Raw genomic sequence first — 24,934 nt, forward strand, 5'->3', positions numbered from 1 at the left:
GGACTCGTCGGCTGCGGTCAGCGACACCGCGTCCGGACCGGCCTTCGCCAGCCGGACCCGCAGTGTGCGGGCGCCTTCGGCGTGCAGGCCGACACCCGCCCACGAGAACGGCAGGCGCGCCCGGTCGTCGTCGAGCAGGTCGCCGAGACCGACCGCGTGCAGGGCCGCGTCGAGCAGCGCCGGGTGCACACCGAAACCAGTGACCTCGACGTCCTCGGGCAGGCTGACCTCGGCGAACACCTCGCCGGCACGCTGCCAGGCCGCGGTCAGGCCCTGGAACGCCGGGCCGTAGCCGAAGCCGGCGGCGGCCAGGTCGTCGTACCGCGTGCCGACGTCGACCGGCTGCGCGGCGGGCGGCCATTCGGCGAGCGACTCGGGGACCGCGGGGGCGTCGGCCGCGATGAGACCGCCGGCGTTGCGGGTCCACGGCAGGTCGGCCACGTCCTCGGCCCGCGAGTACAGCGTCAGCTCGCGACGCCCGGCCGCGTCCGCCGCGCCGACCCACACCTGGATCTGCACCGCGCCGCGCTCCGGGAGCACCAGCGGTGCCTCGATGGTCAGCTCCTCGACCTGGCGGCACCCGGCGAGGTCGGCCGCGCGCACCGCGAGCTCGACGAACGCCGTGCCCGGCACGAGGATCGCGCCGCCCACCGCGTGCTCGGCCAGCCACGGGTGAGTTTGCGTCGACAGCCGGCCGGTGAGCAGGAACCCGTCACCGTCGGCGCGGCTCACGGCCGCGCCCAGCAGCGGGTGCTCCGCCGCGCCCAGGCCGAGACCGGCGGCGTCGCCCGTGGCGTTGCCCGGCCGCGGCCAGTACCGCACGCGCTGGAACGGGTAGGTCGGCAGGTCGACCTGCGCGGCCACCGGGTACAGGGCCGTCCAGTCCACGGTCGTTCCGTGGACGTGCGCCTCGGCCAGCGCCGTGACCAGGGTGTCCGGCTCGGACCGGCCCTTGCGCAGCGCGGGCGCGAAGGTCGCGTCCGGCAGCAGCTCGCGGCCGAGCGCGGACAGCACGCCGTCCGGGCCCAGCTCGACGAACGTCGTGACACCAGCGGCGTCCAGCGTCCGGATCGCGTCGGTGAACCGGACCGCGTTGCGGACCTGGCCGACCCAGTAGTCCGGCGTGGTCGGCTCGGCCGTCCCACCGGTGGTGACCAGGGGGATCCGCGGCTCGTGGTAGGTCACCGTCTCGGCGACGGCGCGGAAGTCGTCCAGCATCGCGTCCATGTGGGACGAGTGGAACGCATGGCTCACCGTGAGCCGCTTGGTCTTGCGGTCCTTGAACTGTTCCGCGACGGCCAGCACGGCATCTTCGTCACCGGAGACCACTGTGGACTCGTCACCGTTGAGCGCGGCGATGGCCACCCGGTCCGACAGGTGAGGCGTGATCTCGGCCTCGGTGGCCTGGATCGCGACCATCGCCCCGCCGGCCGGGAGCGCCTGCATGAGACGGCCCCGGGCGGAGACCAGCCGCACCGCGTCGGCCAGCGAGAACACCCCGGCCGCGTGGGCGGCCGCCAGCTCGCCGATCGAGTGCCCGGACAGCGAGCCGGGCGTGACGCCGAAGTGCTCGAAGAGCCGGAACAACGCCACTTCCAGCGCGAACAGGTTCGCCTGGGCGTACTGCGTCTCGTCGACGTCACCGCCGTCGAGGTCGAAGTCGAACTCCGCCCGCACCGCGTCGAACGCCGCCGCGAACACCGGGAAAGTCTCGTACAGCTCGCGGCCCATGCCGGCCCGCTGGCTGCCCTGGCCGGTGAAGAGGAACGCCGTGCCGCCGTCGGTGACTTCACCGGTGACGGCACCGGCGAGCCCTTCCAGACCGGCCGGGTCGAGGACGACCGCGCGGTGCTCGAACAGCGAGCGCCGGGTAACGAGCGCCGAACCCAGCTCGGCGACGTCCACTGTGGTCAGCGCCGCGCGCAGACGTTCGGCCTGTTCCCGCAAGGCTTCCGGCGTCCGCGCCGAGAAGACCAGCGGAGCGACGGCCGGAGCCTCGACCGTCAGCGGGGCGCGTTCCGGGGCCTGCTCGATGATCACGTGGGCGTTGGTGCCGCTGAACCCGAACGACGACACGCCCGCCCGGCGGGTCCGGCCGGTGACCGGCCAGTCCCGCGTCTCGGTCAGCAGCTCGACCGCGCCGGAGGCCCAGTCGACGTGCGGCGACGGCTCGGTGACGTGCAGCGTCTTCGGCAGGACGCCGTTGCGCAGCGCCTGCACCATCTTGATCACGCCGCCGACACCGGCGGCCGCCTGGCTGTGACCGATGTTCGACTTGAGCGAGCCCAGCCACAGCGGGTCACCCGCGCGCTCGGCGCCGTAGGTCGCCAGCAGCGCCTGCGCCTCGATCGGGTCGCCCAGCGACGTCCCCGTGCCGTGCGCCTCGACCGCGTCGACGTCCGAAGTGGACAGACCGGCATCGGCCAGTGCCTGCCGGATCACGCGTTGCTGCGACGGGCCGTTCGGCGCGGTCAGGCCGTTGGACGCGCCGTCCTGGTTGATCGCGCTGCCGCGCACGACCGCCAGCACGGGGTGGCCGTTGCGCTGGGCGTCGGAGAGGCGCTCCAGCAGGATCATGCCGGCGCCTTCGGACCAGCCCGTGCCGTCGGCGTCGGCGGAGAACGCCTTGCACCGGCCGTCCGCCGAAAGCCCGCGCTGACGCGAGAATTCCAGGAACGCGCCCGGCGTGGCCATCACCGTGGCGCCACCCGCGAGAGCCATCGTGCACTCGCCGTGGCGCAGCGCCTGGACCGCCCAGTGCAGGGCGACCAGCGACGACGAGCACGCGGTGTCGATGGTCACCGCCGGGCCTTCGAGCCCGAAGGTGTAGGACACGCGGCCGGAGGCGACGCTGCCCGCGTTGCCGGTGCCGAGGTGGCCGACGTAGTCCTCCGGCGCGGCCTCCAGGAGGTTGGCGTAGTCGTGGTACATGATCCCGGCGAACACGCCGGTCCGGCTGCCGCGCAACGCTTCCGGCGCGATGCCGGCCCGTTCGATGGCCTCCCACGACGTCTCCAGCAGCAAGCGGTGCTGCGGGTCCATCGTCACCGCTTCACGCGGCGAGATGCCGAAGAACTCGGGGTCGAAGTTCGCCGCGTCACGCAGGAACCCGCCCTCGCGGGCGTAGCTCGTGCCGACGTGGTCGGGGTCCGGGTGGTACAGCCCTTCGACGTCCCAGCCGCGGTCGGCGGGGAACGGCGTCATGCCGTCCACGCCCCCGGCGACCAGGTCCCACAGCTCTTCCGGGGTCGTGACGCCGCCGGGGAACCGGCAGCTCATCGCGACGATCGCGATCGGCTCGTCCGCGGCGACAATGGCCTCGAACTCGGCGGGACCGTCCACTCCGAACAGTTCGCCCGCGAGGTACGCGGCGAGCGCGTCCGGCGTCGGGTAGTCGAAGATCAGCGTGGCGGGCAGCCGCAGGCCGGTCGCCGTGTGCAGTTTGTTGCGCAGCTCGATCGCGGTCAGCGAGTCGAAGCCGAGTTCGGTGAACGTCCGTGCGGCGCCGACCGCGTCCGCCGAGGCGAACGCGAGCACCTGCGCGACCTCGGTACGGACCAGGTCGGACAGCGCCCGTTCGCGCTCGGCCGGGTCGAGGGCACCGAGTCGTTGCTCCAGCGACGCGGTGACGGTCGAGACCGCCGCCCGCCGCTTCGGCGCGGGCACCAGCCCCCGCAGCAACGACGGCACCGCGCCCCGGGCCCGGACCGCGGCCAGGTCCAGCCGCACCGGTACCAGCACGGCGTCCCCTGTGGACAGTGCCGCGTCGAACAGCGTCAGACCGTCCTCCGTGGACAGTGCGCCGATCCCGGCGGCGGACATCCGCCGCAGGTCGGCCTCGGCCAGGTCCGCGGCCATGCTGTCGGCGCCGGCCCACAGGCCCCACGCGAGCGAGGTCGCGGCCTGCCCGGCCGCGTGCCGGCGGTGCGCCAGCGCGTCCAGGTAGGCGTTCGCGGCCGAGTAGCTTCCCTGGCCCGCGCCGCCGAACACCCCGGAAGCCGAGGAGAACAGCACGAACAGGGACGCGTCGCCGGCCAGCTCGTGGAGGTTCCACGCGGCGTCGACCTTCGGCCGCAGCACGGCGTCGACGCGTTCGGGGGTGAGCGACGCCAGCACGCCGTCGTCGAGGACGCCGGCCGCGTGCACCACGCCGGTCACCGGGTGCTCGGCCAGCAGCGCGGCCAGGGCGTCCCGGTCCGCGACGTCGCAGGCCGCGACGGTCACGTCCGCACCGAGCCCGGTGAGTTTGGCGGTCAGGTCGGCCAGCGAGTCCGCGGTGGCGGACCGGCTGACCAGCAGCAGGTGCCGCGCGCCGCGTTCGGCGAGCCGGCGGGCGAAGACCGCGCCGAGCGCGCCCGTCGCGCCGGTGACCAGCACTGTTCCGTCGAACGTCGTGGGTTCGTGGTCCGCGACCGCGGCCCGGGCCAGCCGGGGCGCGAGCACGGCTCCGCCGCGGACGGCGAGCTGCGGTTCACCGGAGGTGAGGATCCCCGGCAGCTCGGCGAGGTCAGCCGTCGCGTCGAGGTCGATCAGCGTGAACCGGCCGGGCTGCTCGGCCTGGGCCGCGCGGACCAGGCCCCACACGGCGGCACCGGCGAGGTCCGGGTTGTCGCCGTCCAGCACCGCGGCCGCGCCGCGGGTGACGACGGCCAGCCGGCTGTCCGGATCGGACTGTCGCTGGAGCGCGTCGAGCACGAGGTGTACCGCGGCGCGGACCTCGTCCGGCGTTTCACCGCTTGGCGCCAGCAGAACCGGGGTGTCCGGGTCGGTCTCGGCGGGCACGGCGACGGCCGTCCAGTCCACTGTGTACAGCGACTGGCGAACGACGTCGTCGACCGGGAGGCCCGACACCGGGCGCAGGGAAAGCGCTTCGACCGACAGCACCGGCTTGCCGGCGGTGTCGGCGGCGTGCACGGACACCGCGTCGGTGCCCGCGGCCGCCAAGCGGACCCGCAGCGTGCGGGCGCCGGTGGCGTGCAGCTCGATGCCGGTCCAGCTGAACGGCAGCCTCGCCGTCCCGGTGTCCTCGACGAACGCGCCGAGCCCGACCCCGTGCAGGGCCGCGTCGAACAGCGCCGGGTGCAGGCCGAACCCGGTGACGTCGGCGTCGTCCGGCAGCGTGACCTCGGCGAACACCTCGCCGTCCCGCCGCCAGGCCGTGGTCAGGCCCTGGAACACCGGGCCGTAACCGAGGCCGCCGGCCAGCAGGCCTTCGTAGAGCGCGGAGACGTCGACCGGTGCGGCACCGGACGGCGGCCACTCGGCCGCGAACGGCGTCGCGGCGCCTGCGCCGGGCGCCAGCTCACCGGTGGCGTGGCGCACCCAGGGCGCGTCGCCGATGCGGGAGTGCACGACGAGCGGGCGGTGGCCCGACTCGTCTTCGGCACCGAGCGAGACCTGCACGACTACGCCATCGGCCGGGATGACCAGCGGTGCCTCGAGGACCAGTTCCTCGACGCGGTCGCAGCCGGCCGGTTCGCCGGCGTGCAGCGCCAGGTCGGCGAAGGCCGTCCCGGGCAGCACGACGACGTCGCGCACGGTGTGTTCGGCCAGCCACGGGTGGGTCTTGAGCGAGAGCCGCCCGGTGAGCAGGAAGCCGCCGTCGTCGGCCCGGGCGACGGCCGCGCCCAGCAGCGGGTGGTCCGCCGCGCCGAGGCCGGCCGCGGTCAGATCGCCGGTGCGGGTGCCCGGCTTCGGCCAGTACAGCTCGCGCTGGAAGGCGTAGGTCGGCAGGTCGACGTGCTGCCCGGCGCCGCCGAGGACGGCGGCCCAGTCGACGTCGGCGCCGTGGGCGTGGGCCGCCCCGAGCGCGGTGACGGCGGTCAGTGCCTCCGGCCGGCCCTTGCGCAGGGCCGGGACGAAGGTCGCCTCGGGGACGATCTCCTGGCCGAGCGCGGACAGCACGCCGTCGGGGCCCAGCTCGACGAACGTCGTGACGCCCCGGGCTGCGGCCATGCGGACGCCGTCGAGGAAGCGGACGGCTTCCCGGACGTGTCGCACCCAGTAATCCGCATCGAACTCGGTCACCAGGTCGCCGGTCACGTTCGAAACGATCGGTATAACCGACTGACCGTATGTCAGAGACTCCGCTATACCGCGGAACTCGTCCAGCATTGGGTCCATCAGCGGAGAGTGGAACGCGTGGCTAACCGTGAGCTGCTTGGTCTTCCGGCCCAGGTCGGCGAAGTACGCCGCGACGGCCAGAACAGCACCCTCGTCGCCGGAGATGACCGTCGAGTCCGGGCCGTTCAGCGCGGCAATGGTCACACGGTCTGACCGATATACCGTCGAGGCCAGGTCACTCGGCTTAGCGATGGTTACACGGTCAGACGGATATACCGTCGGGGCCAGATCACTCGGCGTACCAACGGTCGTACCGTCTGACGGATATACCGTCGGGGCCAGACCGTTCGGCGCAGTGAAGGTCACACGGTCAGACAGATATACCGAAACCTCGGCTTCGGACGCCTGGATCGCCACCATCGCGCCGCCATCCGGCAGCGCCTGCATGAGCCGGCCACGCGCCGACACCAGGGTTACCGCGTCGGCCAGCGAGAGCACTCCCGCGACGTGCGCGGCCGCCAGCTCGCCGATCGAGTGGCCGACCAGCACGTCCGGCCGCAGACCCCACGACTCGTAGAGCCGGAACAACGCGACTTCCAGGGCGAACAAGGTCGCCTGGGTGTACTGCGTCCGGTCGATCTCCGTGCTGTCGAGGTCCAGGTCGAACTCGGCGCGGATCGCGTCGAAGGCTGCCGCGAACACCGGGTAGGTCTCGTACAGCTCGTGGCCCATGCCGAGCCGCTGGCTGCCCTGGCCGGTGAACAAGAACGCCGTCCCGCCCGATCCTGCCTCGACGGCTTCGGTCGTGGTCAGGCCGTCGAGCAGCCCGTCACGGTCGGCGCCGGTGATCACCGCCCGGTGCTCGAACCGGGTGCGGATGTGCAGCGAGGCCGCGACGTCCACCGGTTCGAACCCGGCCGTCAGGTGCTCGCGCAGCCGCGCGGCCTGCTCGGTCAGCGCGGCCGGCGACTTCGCCGACAGCACCAGCGGGACCACCTCCGGCGCCGGGACCTGCGGCTTCGGCGCGGGTTCCGGGGCCTGCTCGATGATCGCGTGGGCGTTGGTGCCGCTGAACCCGAAGGACGACACCGCCGCGCGGCGCGCCCGTCCGGTCACCGGCCAGGCCCGCGCCTCGGTCAGCAGCTCGACCGCACCCGACGCCCAGTCGACGTGCGGCGACGGCTCGTCGGCGTGCAGGGTCTTGGGCAGTTCGCCGCTGCGCAGCGCCATGACCATCTTGATCACGCCGCCGACACCCGCGGCCGCCTGGCTGTGGCCGATGTTCGACTTGAGCGAGCCGAGCCACAGCGGGTCGCCGGTGCGCTCGGCGCCGTAGGTCGCGAGCAGCGCCTGCGCCTCGATCGGGTCGCCCAGCGACGTCCCGGTCCCGTGCGCCTCGACGACGTCCACATCGGACGGTGCGAGACCCGCGTTGGCCAAGGCCTGCCGGATCACCCGTTGCTGCGACGGACCGTTCGGTGCGGTCAGGCCGTTGGACGCACCGTCCTGGTTGATCGCGCTGCCACGCACGACCGCCAGCACCGGGTGCCCGTTGCGCTGGGCGTCGGAGAGGCGCTCCAGCAGGATCATGCCCGCGCCTTCGGACCAGCCCGTGCCGTCGGCGTCCGCGGAGAACGCCTTGCACCGGCCGTCGGCGGCGAGGCCGCGCTGGCGGGAGAACTCGATGAACGCGTTCGGCGTCGCCATGACCGTCACGCCACCGGCGAGCGCCATGGTGCATTCGCCGTTGCGCAGCGCCTGAAGCGCCCAGTGCAGGGCGACCAAAGAGGACGAACAGGCGGTGTCCACCGTGACCGCCGGGCCCTCGAGCCCGAAGGTGTAGGCGACCCGGCCGGAGGCGATGCTGCCCGCGTTGCCGGTGCCGAGGTGGCCTTCGTAGTCCTCGTCCGCGCCGTCGAGCAGCGCGGAGTAGTCGTGGTACATCACGCCGGCGAAGACGCCGGTCTTGCTGCCGCGCAACGCTTCCGGCGCGATGCCAGCGCGTTCGAAGGCCTCCCAGGACGTCTCCAGCAGCAACCGGTGCTGCGGGTCCATCGTGACCGCCTCGCGCGGCGAGATCCCGAAGAACACCGGATCGAAGCCGCCCGCGTCGTGCAGGAACCCACCTTCACGCGAGTAGCTGGTGCCGAGGTGGTCGGGGTCCGGGTGGTACAGCCCGTCGAGGTCCCAGCCGCGGTTGTCCGGGAACGTCGTGATGGCGTCACCGCCGGCCGCGACGAGGTCCCACAGCTGCTCGGGTGTCGCGACGCCGCCCGGGTAGCGGCAGCTCATCGCGACGATCGCGATCGGGTCGTCGGAACCGTTGGCCGCGACGACCTCGACGGCTTCCTGGCCGCCGAACAGTTCAGAGTGGACGTGCCCGGCGAGCGCGTCCGGTGTCGGGTAGTCGAACACCAGCGTCGCGGGCAGCCGCAGGCCGGTGGCCGTGTGCAGGCGGTTGCGCAGCTCGATCGCGGTCAGCGAGTCGAAGCCGGCCTCGCGGAACGCCTTGGCCGGGTCGACCTCGTCGCCCGAGTCGTAGCCGAGCACGCCCGCGACCTCGCCGCGGACCAGCGTCAGAAGCCGGTCACGCTGCTCGTCGGCGGCCAGCCCGGACAGGCTGTCCGCGAACGCTCCGGCCGCGCCGGTCGTCGCCGCGACCCGCCGCGCCGGTGCGCGAACCAGGCCACGCAGCAGCGGCGGGACCTCGCCGGTGGCGGCGCGGATGGCCGCCGGGTCGAGGTGCACCGGCAGCAGGACCGCGCGGTCCGCCGCCAGCGCGGCGTCGAAGAGCGCTAAACCGTCCTCGGTGGACAGTGGTGCGGTGCCGGCCCGGACCAGCCGGGCGATGTCGGCCTCGCTGAGGCTGCCCGCCATGCCGCCGTCCCACAGGCCCCAGGCCAGGGACGTCGCCGGCTGCCCGGCCGCGCGACGCTGCTCGGCGAGCGCGTCGAGGTAGGCGTTGGCCGCGGCGTAGTTCGCCTGTCCCGCGCCGCCGAACGTCCCGGCGACGGAGGAGAACAGGACGAACGCGTCGAGGTCGGTGGTCAGGTCGTGCAGGTTCTGCGCCGCATCGGCCTTGGCGGCCAGTACGGTCGCGAGGCGGTCGGGCGTGAGGGACTCGACCAGGCCGTCGTCGAGGACGCCGGCGCTGTGCACCACTGCGGTTACCCGGTGCTCGGACAGCAGCGCCGCGAGAGCGTCGCGATCGGCGACGTCACAGGCCGCGATCGTCACGTCGGCGCCGAGTTCACGCAGGCGCGTTGCCAGCTCGGTCGCGCCGGGCGCGTCCGCGCCGCGACGGCTGGTGAGCAGCAGGTCCCGGACGTCGTACCGGGTGATCAGGTGCTCGGCGAACAACGCGCCGAGCGCGCCGGTACCGCCGGTGACCAGGACGGTGCCGGTTCCGAAGTGGACGTCCGTTTCGGACAGTGCGGCCCGCGCGAGCCGGGGCACGGTGAGCACACCGTCGCGGACCGCGATCTGCGGTTCACCGGTGGCCACCGCGGCGTGCAGCTCCGCCGGACCGGCCGTCGTGTCCAGGTCGACCAGGACGAACCGGCCCGGGTGCTCGGCCTGCGCCGAGCGGACCAGGCCGTGGGCCGCCGCGGCGGCCGGGTCGGCGTCGCGGGTCACGACGACGACCGTCGCCTCGGTGGGCAGCCACGTCTGGACGACGTCGAGTGCGGACGCGGCGTCGGCGACCGGCGCGATGACAAAGCCGTCGGCCTCCGGCCAGCCGTCCGGGACAGCCGTCTCCGGTGTCGGGATGGTGGTCCAGTCGATCTGGAACAGCGAGCTTCGGGCGACCCCGCCGGTGAGCTGACCAGCGGAAACCGGGCGCAGCACCAGGGAGTCGGCCGAGAACACGGGCGCGCCGGCCGGGTCGGCGACGTGCACCGACACCGCCTCAGCGCCGGTCGCGGCCAGGTGGACGCGCAGGGCGCGGGCGCCGGACGCGTGCAGCGAGACGCCGGACCAGACGAACGGCAGGCGCGCGCCGCCCTCGGCCGGGACGGCGCCGAGACCGATGCCGTGCAGGGCCGCGTCGAGCAGCGCCGGGTGCAGGCCGAACCCGGAAAGTTCGGCGTCCTCCGGCAGGCTGACCTCGGCGAACACCTCTGACGTTCCGGAGCTGCCGCGGCGCCAGGCCGCGGTCAGGCCCTGAAACAGCGGGCCGTAGGCCAGGCCGGCCGACTGCAGGCCGTCGTACAGCTCGGTGACGTCGACGGCCTCGGCGCCGGCGGGCGGCCACTCGGCCGGGGTCGCCGGGATCGGGGCACCGGTCGCGGCCAGCACGCCACCGGCGTGGCGGACCCACGGTTCGCCGTCCGGTCGCGAGTGGACGGACAGGGTCCGGCGCCCGGACGTGTCGGCCGCGCCGACGGTGATCTGGACGGCGACGCCGCCCCGCGCCGGGATGACCAGCGGTGCTTCGAGCGTCAGCTCTTCGAGGCGGTCGCAGCCGACCTCGTCGCCCGCGCGGATCGCGAGCTCGACGAAGGCCGTCCCCGGCAGCACGGTGACGCCGTGCACCGCGTGCTCGGCCAGCCACGGGTGCGTCTGCGCGGACAGCCGCCCGGTGAAGACCAGGCCGTCGCCTTCGGCCAGCTCGACGGACGCGCCGAGCAGCGGGTGGTCGGCCTTGCCGAGCCCGAGGCCGGAGGCGTCCGCGGCGGACGCCGCACTGTGCAGCCAGTAGCGGCGACGGCGGAAAGCGTAGGTCGGGAGGTCGATCGTGCGTGCCCCCGAGCCGGCCCACAGCCGCGTCCAGTCGACGTCGGCGCCGCGGACGTCGGCCTCGGCCAACGCCGTGAGCAGCGTGTCCGGTTCGGACCGTCCCTTGCGCAGGGCCGGGACGAACGTCGCGGCCGCGGCGATTTCCTGGCCGAGCGCGGACAGCACGCCGTCCGGGCCCAGTTCGACGAACGTCGTGACGCCGCGGCTTTCCAGCGTGCGCACCGCGTCGAGGAACCGGACCGCGCCGCGGACCTGGTCCACCCAGTAGTCCGGCGACGTCGGGTCGCCATCCACAGTGGACACGATCGGGATACGCGGTTCGGCGAACTTCAGCGTCTCCGCGACCGCGCGGAACTCCTCGAGCATCGGGTCCATCAGCGGCGAGTGGAACGCGTGGCTCACCGTGAGGCGCTTGGTCTTGCGGTCCGCGAACTGCGCCGCGACCGCCAGGACGGCGGTTTCGTCGCCGGAGATCACCGTCGACATCGGGCCGTTGAGCGCGGCGATGCTCACCAGGTCCGACAGGTGTGGCGTGATCTCGTCCTCGGTCGCCTGGATCGCGACCATCGCGCCGCCGGTCGGCAGCGCCTGCATGAGACGGCCGCGCGCGGACACCAGCTTGACCGCGTCGGCCAGGGAGAAGACGCCCGCGACGTGGGCCGCGGCCAGCTCGCCGATGGAGTGCCCGGCCAGGAAGTCCGGCCGGACACCGAAGTGCTCGAAGAGGCGGAACACGGCCACTTCCAGCGCGAACAGGGCCGCCTGGGTGTGCTGGGTCTGGTGCAGCTCGTCGGTGTCGAACGCGACCTCGAAGTCGAACGCGGCGCGGATCTCGTCGAACGCCGTGGCGAACACCGGGTAGGTCTCGTACAGCTCACGGCCCATACCGAGCCGCTGGCTGCCCTGGCCGGTGAAGAGGAACGCCAGCGAGCCCGGCGACACCGCACCCGTCACGACGCCACCGGGTTCACCGGCGGCCAGCGCGGCCAGGCCGCGCAGCAGCTCGTCGCGGTCCACACCGGACACCACCGCACGCAGTGGCATCCGGCTGCGCGTGGTCACCAGCGAGTGGGCGACGTCGAGCGCCTCCTGCTCGGCGGCAACGGCGTGCAGGCGCGAGGCCTGCTCGCGCAGGGCGTCCTCGTCGCGTGCCGACAGCACGAACGGCGTGGCGATCGCGGGCGTCTCCCCCGCGATCGGCTCGGCGAAGTCCAGTGCCTGCTCGATGATCGTGTGCGCGTTGGTGCCGCTGATGCCGAAGGACGACACCGCGGCGCGCCGCGGCCGTCCCGTCTCCGGCCAGGGCGTCCGCTCGGTGAGCAGCTCGACCGCTCCGGCTTCCCAGTCGACGTGCCGCGAGGGCTCGTCGACGTGCAGGGTGGCCGGCAGTTCGCCGTGCCGCATGGCCATGACCATCTTGATGATCCCGGCGACACCCGCGGCGGCCTGGCTGTGCCCGATGTTGGACTTGATCGAGCCGAGGTACAGCGGGTCGCCGGTGCGGCCGGCGCCGTAGGTGGCCAGCAGGGCCTGCGCTTCGATCGGGTCGCCGAGCGTGGTCCCGGTGCCGTGCGCCTCGACCGCGTCGACGTCCGAAGAGGACAATCCGGCGGAGGCGAGTGCCTGACGGATAACGCGTTGCTGCGACGGACCGTTGGGTGCGGTCAGGCCGTTCGACGCGCCGTCCTGGTTGATCGCGCTGCCACGCACCACCGCGAGGACCTGGTGACCGTTGCGGCGGGCGTCGGAAAGCCTTTCCAGCAGCAGGAGACCGGCACCCTCGGACCAGCCGGTGCCGTCCGCCGCCTCGGCGAACGACTTGCACCGGCCGTCCGCGGCGAGGCCGCGCTGGCGGGAGAAGTCGACGAACGTCGTCGGCGTGGACATCACCGTGACACCACCGGCCAGCGCCATTTCGCACTCGCCGTTGCGCAGCGCCTGCGCGGCGAGGTGCAGCGCCACCAGCGAGGACGAGCACGCGGTGTCGACCGTGACGGCCGGGCCTTCGAGCCCGAAGGTGTACGCCAGTCGTCCGGAAAGGACACTGCCCGCGTTGCCGGTGCCGAGGTAGCCCTCGACCTCCTCCGGGATCTCCGGCAGCCGCGCGGCGTAGTCGTGGTACATCAGGCCGGCGAAGACGCCGGTCCGGCTGCCCCGCAACGCTTCCGGAGCGATACCGGCGCGTTCGAAGACCTCCCACGACGTCTCCAGCAGCAGCCGCTGCTGCGGGTCCATGGCGAGGGCCTCGCGCGGGGAGATGCCGAAGAACTCGGCGTCGAACTCGTCCGCCTCGTGCAGGAACCCGCCCTCGCGGGCGTAGCTCGTGCCGCTGTGGCCGGGCTCCGGGTGGAACAGTTTCTCCAGGTCCCAGCCGCGGTTGACCGGGAACGGCGAGATCGCGTCGGCGCCGGTCGACACCAGCCGCCACAGGTCCTCCGGCCCGCGGATGCCGCCGGGGTACCGGCAGCTCATCGCCACGATGGCGATCGGCTCGTCGACGTCGACCGCGCGGACCGGTGCCACCGCGACTGGCTCGGCCGCGCCGAGCAGCTCGGTGCGCAGGTGCGCGGCGAGGGTTGTCGCGTTCGGGTAGTCGAACACCAGGGTCGCGGGCAGCCGCAGGCCGGTGGCCGTGTTGAGCCGGTTGCGCAGGTCGACCGAGGTCAGCGAGTCGAAACCGAGCTCCTTGAACGCCTTCCCGGCGTCCACCGCCTCGGCCGAGTCGTAGCCGAGTGCGGCCGCGACGGTCTGGCGGACCACGCCGAGCAGGGTGCGCTCACGCTCCGATTCGTCCATAGTGGACAACCGGTCGGCCAGCGCCGAGCCGCTCGCGACGACGTCGGCCGTCACCACCCGGCGGGTGGTAGTCCGGACCAGACCGCGCAGCACGGCCGGCACCGCGGTGCCCGGGTCGCGCAGGGCGGCGGCGTCCATCCGCATCGGGACCAGCGCGGCCTCGCCGGACGCGAGCGCGGCGTCGAACAGTGCGACGCCCTCGTCCGCGGTCAGCGCGGCGACGCCGGCGCGGTTCATCCGTCGCCGGTCCGCCTCGCCGAGGCCGCCGGCCATGCTGCCGCCGTCGGCCCACAGGCCCCAGCCCAGCGACGTCGCCGGTTGTCCGGCAGCGCGCCGACGCGCGGCCAGAGAGTCGAGGAACACGTTGGCGGCCGCGTAGTTCGCCTGGCCGGCGGCGCCGAACACGCCGGAGGCCGAGGAGAACAGCACGAACGCGGACAGGTCGCTGGTGAGTTCGTGCAGGTTGAGCGCCGCGTCGACCTTCGGCCGCAGCACGGTGTCGATCCGCTCGGGGGTGAGCGTGCCGACGACGCCGTCGTCCAGCACCCCGGCGGTGTGCACGACCGCGGTCAGCGGGTGCTCGGCCGGGATCGCCGCGAGGACGTCGGCGAGGGCGTCGCGGTCCGCGGCGTCACAGGACGCGAACCGGACTTCGGCGCCCAGCTCGGCGAGTTCCGCGGCCAGGGCGTCCGCGCCCTCGGCGGCACCACCGCGACGGCTGAGCAGCAGCAGGTGCCGCGCGCCGTGGCGGGTGACGAGGTGGCGGGTGAACAGGGCGCCCAGCGCGCCGGTACCGCCGGTGACGAGCACCGTGCCGTTGACATCCACAGTGGACTCGTCGATCACCGGGAGCGCGGCCCGTGCCAGCCGCGGGACGTACGGCTCCCCCGCGCGCAGGGCGAGCTGCGGTTCGCCGGTCGCCAAGGCGGCAGCGATGGCCGCTTCGCCGGTGTCGTCGGTGTCCAGCAGGACCAGGCGGTCCGGGTTCTCGGACTGCGCCGAGCGGACCAGGCCCCACACGGTGGCGGCGGCCAGGCCGGGGACGTCATCCTCCGGCCGGACGGCGACCGCGCCGCGGGTGACCAGCACGAGCTTCGCCTCGTCGGACCCGTCGATCCACTCCTGGACCAGGGCCAGGGCCCGGTGCGCGGCTTCGTGCGCCCCGGCCGCCGAGTCCTCGACGTCCACAGTGGCCAGCACGAACTCGGGCCGGTTGTCGCCGAGCCGGCCGAGGTGACCGATCTCGGCCGTTCCGGACGGCTGGACCGGCGTCCACTCCAGGCGGAACATCGACTCGGTCCGGGCGCTGTCGAGTGCGTCAGCCGAGACCGGGCGCAACACGAGCGAGCCGACCGTCGCGACCGGCTGCCCGGCGGCGTCGAACAGTTCCAGCGAGACGCCGCTGCCGGCCGGGGACAGCTTGGCCCGCAGCGCCGACGCGCCCGAAGCGTGCAGCGTGACGTCGGTCCAGGCGAACGGGATGCCCGTGCCTTCACCGGTGAGCCGCCCGCTCAGGCCGATCGCGTGCAGCACCGAGTCGAACAGGCCCGGGTGCAGTCCGAACGACTCGTCCACTTCGGACTCAAGCGCGACCTCGGCGTAGACGTCGTCACCGAGCTGCCACGCGGAACGCAGGCCGCGGAACGCCGGGCCGTAACCGAAACCGGCTCCGGCGAGGTCGTCGTAGAGCCGCGACGTCTCCAGTTCCGTAGCCCCGGCCGGGGGCCATTCGGCCAGCTCCGCGGGTGGTGCCGCGGCGGCGGTGCCGAGCAGACCGGTGGCGTGCGTCGTCCACGGGTGGCCGAACGTGGTGCCCTCCGGTCGCGAGTGGACGGTCACCTCGCGGCGGCCGTCCGCGTCCGGTTCGCCCACGGTGACCTGCAGCTGCACGCCGCCGTCGGCGGGCAGCACCAGCGGCGCCTGCAGGGTCAGTTCTTCCAGGTGGTCACAGCCCACCTGGTCCCCGGCGCGGACGGCCAGTTCGACCAGGCCGGTGCCGGGCACGAGCACGGTGCCGTGCACGGCGTGGTCGGCCAGCCACGGGTGGGTCAGCGTCGACAGCCTGCTGGTGAACAGCACGCCGTCACCACCGGCCAGTGAGACGGCCGCGCCGAGCATCGGGTGCCCGGCCGCGTCGAGGCCCAGCCCGGCGGCGGCGCCCCGGCCGGCCGCGGTCGGCGTCGGCCAGAAGCGGCTCCGCTGGAAGGCGTAGGTGGGCAGGGAAATCCGGCGCGCGCCGGTGGTCAGCGCGGCCCAGTCGACGTCCGCTCCGCAGGTGTAGGCGGTGGCGAGCGCGGTGAGCAGGGTCCGGCGTTCCGGCCGGTCGCCGCGCAGGACGGCGGTGAACACGGCGGGCTCGTCCAGGCAGTCCTGGCCGAGCGCGGACAGCACACCGTCCGGGCCCAGCTCGACGAACCTGGTCACGCCCTGGGCGGAGAGGGTTCGCACGCCGTCGACGAACCGGACCGCCTCACGCACATGGCGCACCCAGTAGTCGGCGTCGAACTCGGTGATCAGCTCACCGGTGACGTTCGAGACTACCGGTATAACGGTCTTACCGTATGTCAGAGAATCAGCTATACCGCGGAACTCGTCCAGCATCGGGTCCATCAACGGCGAGTGGAACGCGTGACTCACGACCAGCCGTTTGGTTTTGCGGCCCAAGTCGGCGAACTGCGCGGCGACCGTCAGCACGGCGTCCTCGTCGCCGGACACCACGGTCGAGGTCGGGCCATTCAACGCCGCAACGGTCACACGGTCAGACAGATATACCGAAACCTCCGCCTCGGTCGCCTGCACAGCCACCATCGCACCACCGGTGGGCAGCGCCTGCATCAGACGACCCCGGGCGGCAACCAACGTGACCGCGTCGGTCAGCGAGAGAACGCCGGCGACGTGCGCCGCGGCCAGCTCGCCGATCGAGTGGCCGAGCAGGAAGTCCGGCCGGACGCAGAGGCTCTCCAGCACCCGGAACAGCGCCACCTCGACCGCGAAAAGCGCAGCCTGGGTGTAGGCGGTCCGGTCGAGCAGGGCGGAGTCCTCGAAGACGACCGTCCGGAGTGGACGATCAAGATGCGTGTCGAACTCCGCGCACACCGCGTCCAGGGCGTCCGCGAACACCGGGAACGCCGCATACAGCTCGCGGCCCATCCCGGCCCGCTGGCTGCCCTGGCCGGTGAACAGGAACGCGGTCGAGCCGTCGGCGACGACGTCCCGCACCAGCTGCGCGGCGGGTTCACCGCGGCCCAGCGCGCCGAGAGCGGCGAGCAGTTCGGCCCGGTCCCCGGTCAGCACCGCGCGGTGCTCGTGCCGGGCGCGGGACGTGGCGAGGGAGAAAGCGACGTCGGCCGGCTCCCAGTCCTCGCCGTCGAGCTGCGCGTGAAGTCGGATCGCCTGGTCACGCAGGGCGTCGGCGTCGCGGGCGGAGAGCACCCACGGTGCCGGTTCCCCGGCGGGCACACGCTCCGGCTCGACGGCCTCGGGCGCCTGCTCGAGAACGACGTGGGCGTTCGTGCCGCTCATGCCGAACGACGACACCGCGGCGCGTCGTGGCCGGTCCACCGCCGGCCATGCGCGCGAATCGGTCAGCAGCTCGACCGCTCCCGACGTCCAGTCCACCTTGGACGACGGCTCGTCGACGTGCAGCGTCTTCGGCAGCAGCCCGTGCTGCATCGCCTGGACCATCTTGATGATCCCGCCAACACCGGCCGCAGCCTGGGTGTGTCCGATGTTGGACTTGAGCGAACCCAAAAGCAACGGCGTCTCGCGGTCCTGGCCGTAGGTGGCCAGCAAGGCCTGCGCCTCGATCGGGTCGCCCAGTGTCGTGCCGGTGCCGTGGCCTTCGACCGCGTCGACGTCCGAAGTGGACAGACCGGCACTGGTCAACGCCTGTCGGATCACGCGCTGCTGCGCGGGACCGTTCGGCGCGGTCAGGCCGTTGGACGCGCCGTCCTGGTTGATCGCACTCCCCCGGACGATCGCCAGCACCGGGTGGCCGTTGCGCTGCGCGTCGGACAGCCGCTCCAGCAGCAGCATGCCGACGCCTTCACCCCAGCCGGTGCCGTCGGCGGCCTCGGCGAACGGCTTGCACCGGCCGTCCTCGGCCAGCCCGCGCTGGCGGGAGAACTCGATGAACGCGTTCGGTGTCGACATGACGACCACACCGCCCGCCAGGGCGAGCGAGCACTCGCCCGCCCGCAGGGCCTGCGCCGCGAGGTGCAGCGCGACCAGCGACGACGAGCACGCCGTGTCGACGGTGACCGCCGGGCCTTCGAGCCCGAAGGTGTAGGACAGCCGGCCGGACACGACGGCGGCCGCGTTGCCGGTGGCCAGGTGCCCTTCGAGGCCGGGCTGTCCGGTCAGCAGCGTGCCGTAGTCCTGCAGGTTCGTCCCGGCGAAGACGCCGGTCCGGCTGCCGCGCACCGCGTGCGGGTCGATGCCGGCGCGCTCGAAGGCCTCCCAGGTCGTCTCGAGCAGCAGCCGCTGCTGCGGGTCCATGGCGAGGACCTCACGCGGGCTGATCCCGAAGAACGCCGCGTCGAAGCGGTCGACGCCGTCGAGGAACCCGCCGGTGCGGGCGTAGCTGGTGCCGGTGTTGTCCGGGTCCGGGTCGAACAGCGCGCCCAGGTCCCAGCCGCGGTCGGCCGGGAAGTCCGCGATCGCGTCGACGCCGTCGGCGACGAGGCGCCACAGCTCCTCCGGCGACCGGACGCCACCGGGATAACGGCAGCTCATGGCCACGATGGCGATTGGGTCGTCGGCCACAGTGCGCATGTCGGACACGACGTCGGCGCCGGCAGTTTCCCGGCCACCGGTGAGTTCGGTGCGCAGGTGCCCGGCCAGGACGGTCGCGTTCGGGTAGTCGAACACCAGCGTCGCGGGGAGCCGGATGCCGGTCGCCGCGGTGAGCCGGTTGCGCAGCTCGACGGCGGTCAGCGAGTCGAACCCGAGCTCCTTGAACGCGCGGCCGGGCACGACCGCGTCGGTGCCGGTGTGACCGAGCACCGCGGCGGCCTCGGTCCGGACCAGGTCGACGAGCAGGCGGTCCTGCTCGGCCTCGCCGAGTCCGGCCAGCCGGCCGGCCAGCTCGGAGACATCGGTGGACGTCGTGTCCACAGTGGATTCCGCGAGCACCCGGCGCACCTCGGGCACGCCGCCGAGCAGCGGCCGCGGCCGGGCCGCGGTGAACGCCGGAGCGAACTTGGCCCAGTCGACGTCGGCGACCACGACCGCGGTCTCGTCCGCGCCGACCGCGCGGCCGAGCGCGGCGATCGCCGCGGCCGGCTGCAGGGGCTCGAGGCCGCGGCGGCGCAGCTGGTCGATCGCGTCACCACGGGCGGCCATGCCGCCCCCGGCCCACGGGCCCCACGCCACGGCGGTGGCGGCGAGCCCGCGTGCCCGCCGGGCCTGGGCGAGGGCGTCGAGGTAGGCGTTCGCCGCCGCGTAGGCGGCCTGCCCACCCGAGCCCCAGATGCCCGAGATCGACGAGAAGAGCACGAAGGCGTCCAGTTCGGACGTTCCGAGCACGGCGTCCAGGTTGGTGGCGCCGGTCACCTTCGCGGACAGCACCTCGGCGAACCCGGCGACGTCCACAGTGTCCAGTGGTGTCGCCCATTCGACGCCGGCCGCGTGCACGACGGCGTCGACCGGGTACTCGGCGACGAGCGCGGCCAGGGCGTCGCGATCGGTGACGTCCAGCGCGGCGATCACGACGTCCACACCGGACTCGGCGAGTTCGTCGCGCAGTGCTTCGGCACCCGGTGCGGCGAGTCCGGCGCGGCTGGTCAGCACCAGCCGTTCCGCACCACCCGCGGCCGCCCAGCGGGCGACCTCGGCACCCAGCGCGCCGGTTCCCCCGGTGACGAGCACGGTGCCGCGCGGAGTCCACGACGTGACGCCGGCCGGCAGCGGCGCGGGCACGAGCCGGCGCACGTAGACGCCGGAGCCGCGGACCGCGACCTGGTCTTCGGTGCCGGCCAGCGCGCCGGCGACCCGGGCGAGCGCCCGGTCGTCCAGCTCGGCGGGCAGGTCGAGCAGCCCGCCCCAGCGGTGCGGCAGCTCCAGGCCGGCGACCTGGCCGATGCCCCAGACCAGGGCCTGGGACGCCGAGCCGAGAACGTCGGCGCGGCCGGTCGAGACCGCGCCGCGCGTCACCATCCACAAAGGAGCGTCGATCCCGGCCTCGCCGAGCGCACGCACCAGCGTGAGGTTCGCGGCGGCGCCGAGCGTGACGCCGGGGTGTTCGGGGTGCGGCTCGTCGTGGGCGCCGAGCAGCGAGACAACACCGTCGAAAGCGGTTTCCTCGGGGATCTCGCCGTCGGTGACGACGACGTCGGCCCCAGCGCGGGTGAGCGCGCCGCACAGCGGGTGTTCGGCGTCGCCGACGACCAGCCACGTGCCGCGCAGCACGGGGGCCGCGAGGTCGGTCACCGGCTGCCAGGCGATACGGTAGCGCCAACTGTCCACAAAGGACTCGACGCGCTGTTGCCGGTGCCACGCGGAGAGCGCGGGCAGTACGGTGCTGAGCGGCTGATCGCCGTCCAGGGAGAGGGTGCCGGTGACGGCGGCGAAGTCGGCGTTCTCGACCGCCGTCCAGAACTCGGCTTCGGCCGGGCTCGCCGACGTCGTCGTGACGACGGCGGCCGGCTGCTCCGGCCAGTAACGCCGGCGCTGGAAGGCATACGTCGGCAGTGCGACGCGCCGTGTCGGGACGCCCGCGAACACCGATGCCCAGTCGACGTCGGCGCCGTGCACATGAGCCTCGGTCAGCGCGGTCAGCACCGACGCGGTCTCGGCGCGGCCGCCACGCAGTGCCGCGGCGAAGTCGCCGGTCACGCAGTCCTGGCCCGCGGCGGTGAGCACGCCTTCGGGGCCGAGTTCCAGGAACGTGGTCACGCCGCGGGTGGCGAGCGTGCGCATCGCGTCGAGGAACCGGACCGTGCCGCGGACCTGGTCCACCCAGTAGCCCGGGTCCGTTAGGCCGGCCGCGAGTTCACCGGACACAGTGGACACGACGGGGATGCGCGGCGCGTGGAACGTCAGGGTTTCCGCCACCGCGCGGAAGTCGTCGAGCATGGCGTCCATGCGCGGCGAGTGGAACGCGTGGCTCACCGTGAGCCGCTTGGTCTTGCGGCCTTCGAACCGCGCCAGGAGGGCCAGGACGGCGTCTTCGTCGCCGGAAACGACTGTCGACTCGGGGCCGTTCAGGGCCGCGATACTGACCGCCTCCGACAGGAACGGCGTGACCTCGTCCTCGGTCACCTGGATCGCGGCCATGGCCCCGCCGGTGGGCAGCGCCTGCATGAGACGTCCGCGAGCCGAGACCAGCTTCACCGCGTCAGCCAGCGAGAACACGCCCGCGACGTGAGCCGCGGCCAGCTCGCCGATGGAGTGCCCGGCGAGGAAGTCCGGCCGCACGCCCCAGGACTCGAAGAGCCGGAACAGCGCCACTTCCAGCGCGAACAGGTTCGCCTGGGCGTACTGCGTCTGGTCGAGGTCCCCGCCGTCGAGGTCGAAGTCGAACGCGGCGCGGATCTCGTCGAACGCGGCCGCGAACACCGGGTAGGTCTCGTGCAGCTCCCGGCCCATGCCGAGTCGCTGGCTGCCCTGACCGGTGAACAGGAACGCGAGGCCACCGCCGGTCGCGGTGCCGTGAGCGCCCTCGCCCCGGGCGACGGCGGCGAGCCCGGCCAGCAGGTCCTCCCGGCTCGTCGCCAGGAATCCGGCGCGGTGCTCCAGCGCGGAACGGGTGACGGCGAGCGCGGCAGCGGCTTCGGCCGGCTCGAATTCGTCGAAGTGCGCAGCCAAACGACGCGCTTGAGCGCGAAGCCCGTCTTCGTCCGCGCCAGACACCACCACCGGCACGAGCGCGGGCAGCGTAGCCGGCGCGACGATGTCTTCCGAGGGCGGCGCCTGCTCGATGATGGTGTGCGCGTTGGTGCCGCTGAACCCGAACGACGAGACGCCGGCGCGGCGTGGGCGGCCGGTCTCCGGCCAGGTCGTGGCCTCGGTGAGCAGCCGGACGGTGCCGGCCGACCAGTCGACGTGCGGGGTCGGCTCGTCGACGTGCAGGGTCGCGGGCAGGACGCCGTGGCGCATCGCCTCGACCATCTTGATGATCCCGCCGACACCCGCGGCGGCCTGCGTGTGTCCGATGTTCGACTTGACCGAGCCGAGCCACAGCGGCGTCTCGCGGTCGGTGCCGTAGGTGGCGATCAGCGCCTGGGCTTCGATCGGGTCGCCCAGGGTCGTGCCGGTGCCGTGCGCCTCGACGGCGTCGACGTCCGAAGCAGTCAGTCCGGCGTTGGCGAGGGCCTGGCGGATGACGCGTTGCTGGGCCGGACCGCTGGGGGCGGTGAGGCCGTTGGACGCGCCGTCGGAGTTGATCGCGCTGCCGCGCACCACGGCCAGCACCTGGTGACCGTGGCGCTGGGCGTCGGAAAGCCGTTCCAGCAGGAGCATGCCGGCGCCTTCGCCCCAGCCTGTGCCGTCGGCCGCGGCGGCGAACGCCTTGACCCGGCCGTCCTCGGCGAGGCCGCGCTGACGCGAGAACTCGACGAACGTGGCGGGCGTCGACATCACCGCGACACCACCGGCCAGCGCGAGCGCGCACTCGCCCGAACGCAGCGACTGCGCGGCGAGGTGCAGTGCGACCAGCGAAGACGAGCACGCGGTGTCCACAGTGACCGCCGGGCCGGTGAAGCCGAAGGTGTAGGACAGCCGGCCGGAGACCACACTGCCCGCGTTGCCGGTGGCCAGGTAGCCCTCGACGTCCTCGCCGGAGCTCTGCAGCAGCGTGGCGTAGTCCTGACTGTTGGTCCCGGCGAACACGCCGATTTCCTGGCCGCGCAACGACTTCGGGTCGATGCCGGCGCGTTCGAAGGCCTCCCAGGACGTCTCCAGCAGCAGCCGCTGCTGCGGGTCCATGCCCAGCGCCTCGCGCGGCGAGATGCCGAAGAACCCGGCGTCGAAGTCGGCGACGTCGTAGAGGAACGCGCCGTGCCGCGCGGCGGAGGCACCCAGGCCGTCGCCGAACAACGCGTCGAAGTCCCAGCCGCGGTCACCGGGCAGTTCCGAAACGGCATCGCGGCCGTCGACGATCATCCGCCACAGGTCCTCGGGCGAGTGGATGCCGCCGGGGTACCGGCAGCTCATCGCGACGATGGCGATCGGGTCGTCGTCCTCGGCCGCGTGCGCCCGGACGAGCGCCCCGGCGGTCTCGCCGGCCAGTTCGGCACACAGGTGCTCGGCCAGCGCGGCGGGCGTCGGGTGGTCGTAGACGAGGGTCGAGGGCAGGGTCAGGCCGGTGGCCGCGGTGAGGCGGTTGCGCAGCTCGACCGCGGTGAGCGAGTCGAAACCCAGCTCGGTGAACGCCTTGTTCTCCGGCACGTCGGCGATCCCGGCGTGCCCGAGCACCGCCGCGACGCCGCCGCGGACGAAGTCGACGACCAGCAGCCGCCGCTCGGTTTCGGGCAGTCCGGCGAGCCGCTCGGTGAGCGACTCGGGCCGGGTGTCATCCACTGTGGACTTGAGCGCGCGAACCTCCGGGAGGTCGCCGATGAGCGGGCTCGGCCGCGCGGCGGCGAACCCGGGCGCGAACTTCGCCCAGTCGACGTCGACGACGCAGACCGTCGCCGCGTCCGAGGCGACGGCACGGTCCAAAGCGGACAGTGCCAGCTCCGGGTCCATCTGCGGCACACCGGTGCGGCGCAGACGTTCGGCGACGCCGTCGTCGGTGGCCATGCCGCTGCCCGCCCAGGCACCCCAGGCGATGGACGTCGCGGGCAGGCCGTCGGCGCGACGGCGTTCGGCGAGGGCGTCGAGCCCGGCGTTGGCCGCGGCGTAGTTGCCCTGGCCGGGCGCGCCGAACACGCCGGCGGTCGAGGAGAACAGCACAAACGCGGTGACGGGCCGGTCGCGGGTGAGCGCGTCGAGGTGCCCGGCGGCGGTGACCTTGGCCCGCGCGACCGTGGCGAACCGGTCGGCGTCGAGCGAGTCGACAACGCCGTCGTCGAGCACGCCGGCGGTGTGGATCACGGTGGTGAGCGGGTGCTCGGCCGGGATGGCGGCGACGACCTCGGCGAGGGCGTCGCGGTCGGCCGCGTCGCAGGCGGCGATGGTGACGGAGACGCCGAGCGCGGCCAGTTCGTCGCGCAGGCCGGCGGCACCGGGCGCGTCGAGGCCGCGGCGGCTGGTCAGGACGAGGTGGTCGACGCCGCGTCCGGCCAGGTGGCGGGCCACGCGGGCGCCGAGCGCGCCGGTGCCGCCGGTGATCAGCGCGGTACCGGTGGGCTGCCAGTCGGCGGCCGGCACACCGGTGGCGCGGACGATCCGGTGGCCGAAGACGCCGTGGTCCCGGATAGCGAGCTGGTCTTCGTCGTGACCGCCGGCCAGCACCGCGGCCAGCCGGGTGCCGGTCCGGGCGTCGAGCCGTTCGGGCAGGTCGAGCAGGCCGGCCCAGCGCTGCGGCTGTTCCAGCGCGGCGACCCGGCCGAGGCCCCAGACCTGGGCCTGGTCGACGCTGCGCAGGGCTTCGCCGCAGGTGACGGCCCCGGACGTGACGGTCCAGAGCCGCAGGTCGGTACCCGCCTCGGCGAGTGCCCGGAGAGCGACGACCGTGTCCGGCAGACCGGTGTCGCCCAGGGGCAGCAGGGAAAGCACGCCCGTGGCGGGTGCTTCGGCAAGCGCCATGCGGACCTGCGCGGCCAGGGTGTCGCGGTCGGTCACCGCGATCCGGCGCACGGACGCTCCGCTCGTGGTCAGCGCGGACTCGACGTCGTTGACCAGGTCGGACCCGGTCTCGGGGGTGAGCAGCAGCCAGTCGCCGGCGAGGCGGCCGTCGAGGTTCAGCGGGGCCCAGTCCGTGCCGTACCGCCAGTTGTCCACTGTGGACGCGGCGAGGCGGCGACGGCGCCAGCCGGCCAGTGACGGGACGAGGTCGGTCAGGGCGTCGGTGGGCAGGTCCAGGGTGGCCGAGACGGTGTCGAGGTCACCCGATTCGATCGCGGCCCAGAAGCCGGCCTCGATCGGGTCGACGGCCGGTTCGACCGCGCGCTCGCGCGGCCAGAAGCGCCGGTGCTGGAACGGGTAGGTGGGCAGCTCGACGCGGGTGCCGGCCCCGCCGAGGACGGCGTCCCAGCTCACCGGCACGCCGCGGACGTGGGCCTGGGCCAGCGCCGCGACGGCGGCCTGCGGCTCGGGGCGTCCCCGGCGGGTGGCCGCGGCGAAGACGCCGCCGGCCGCGCAGTCCTGGGCCATCGCCGACAGCACGCCGTCCGGGCCCAGCTCGACGTAGGTCGTGACCCCGGCGGCTTCGAGGGTCCGCATCCCGTCGAGG

The 24,934-nt window shown here is 73.6% G+C and carries 1 protein-coding gene (only partly in view); it reads right to left on the reverse strand.

All 24,934 nt of this window come from inside a single coding sequence — locus ACLJQZ_RS04300, type I polyketide synthase (protein ID WP_410618706.1), on the reverse strand. Of the gene's 47,565 coding nucleotides, 7,121 precede the window and 15,510 follow it; the stretch shown corresponds to coding positions 7,122-32,055, spanning codon 2,374 (partial) through codon 10,685 (complete); reading right to left, the first codon wholly in view occupies window positions 24,931-24,933. Both codon boundaries (start and stop) fall beyond the window edges.

Source organism: Amycolatopsis sp. cmx-8-4, assembly GCF_046548675.1.
Taxonomy (GTDB): Bacteria; Actinomycetota; Actinomycetes; order Mycobacteriales; family Pseudonocardiaceae; genus Amycolatopsis.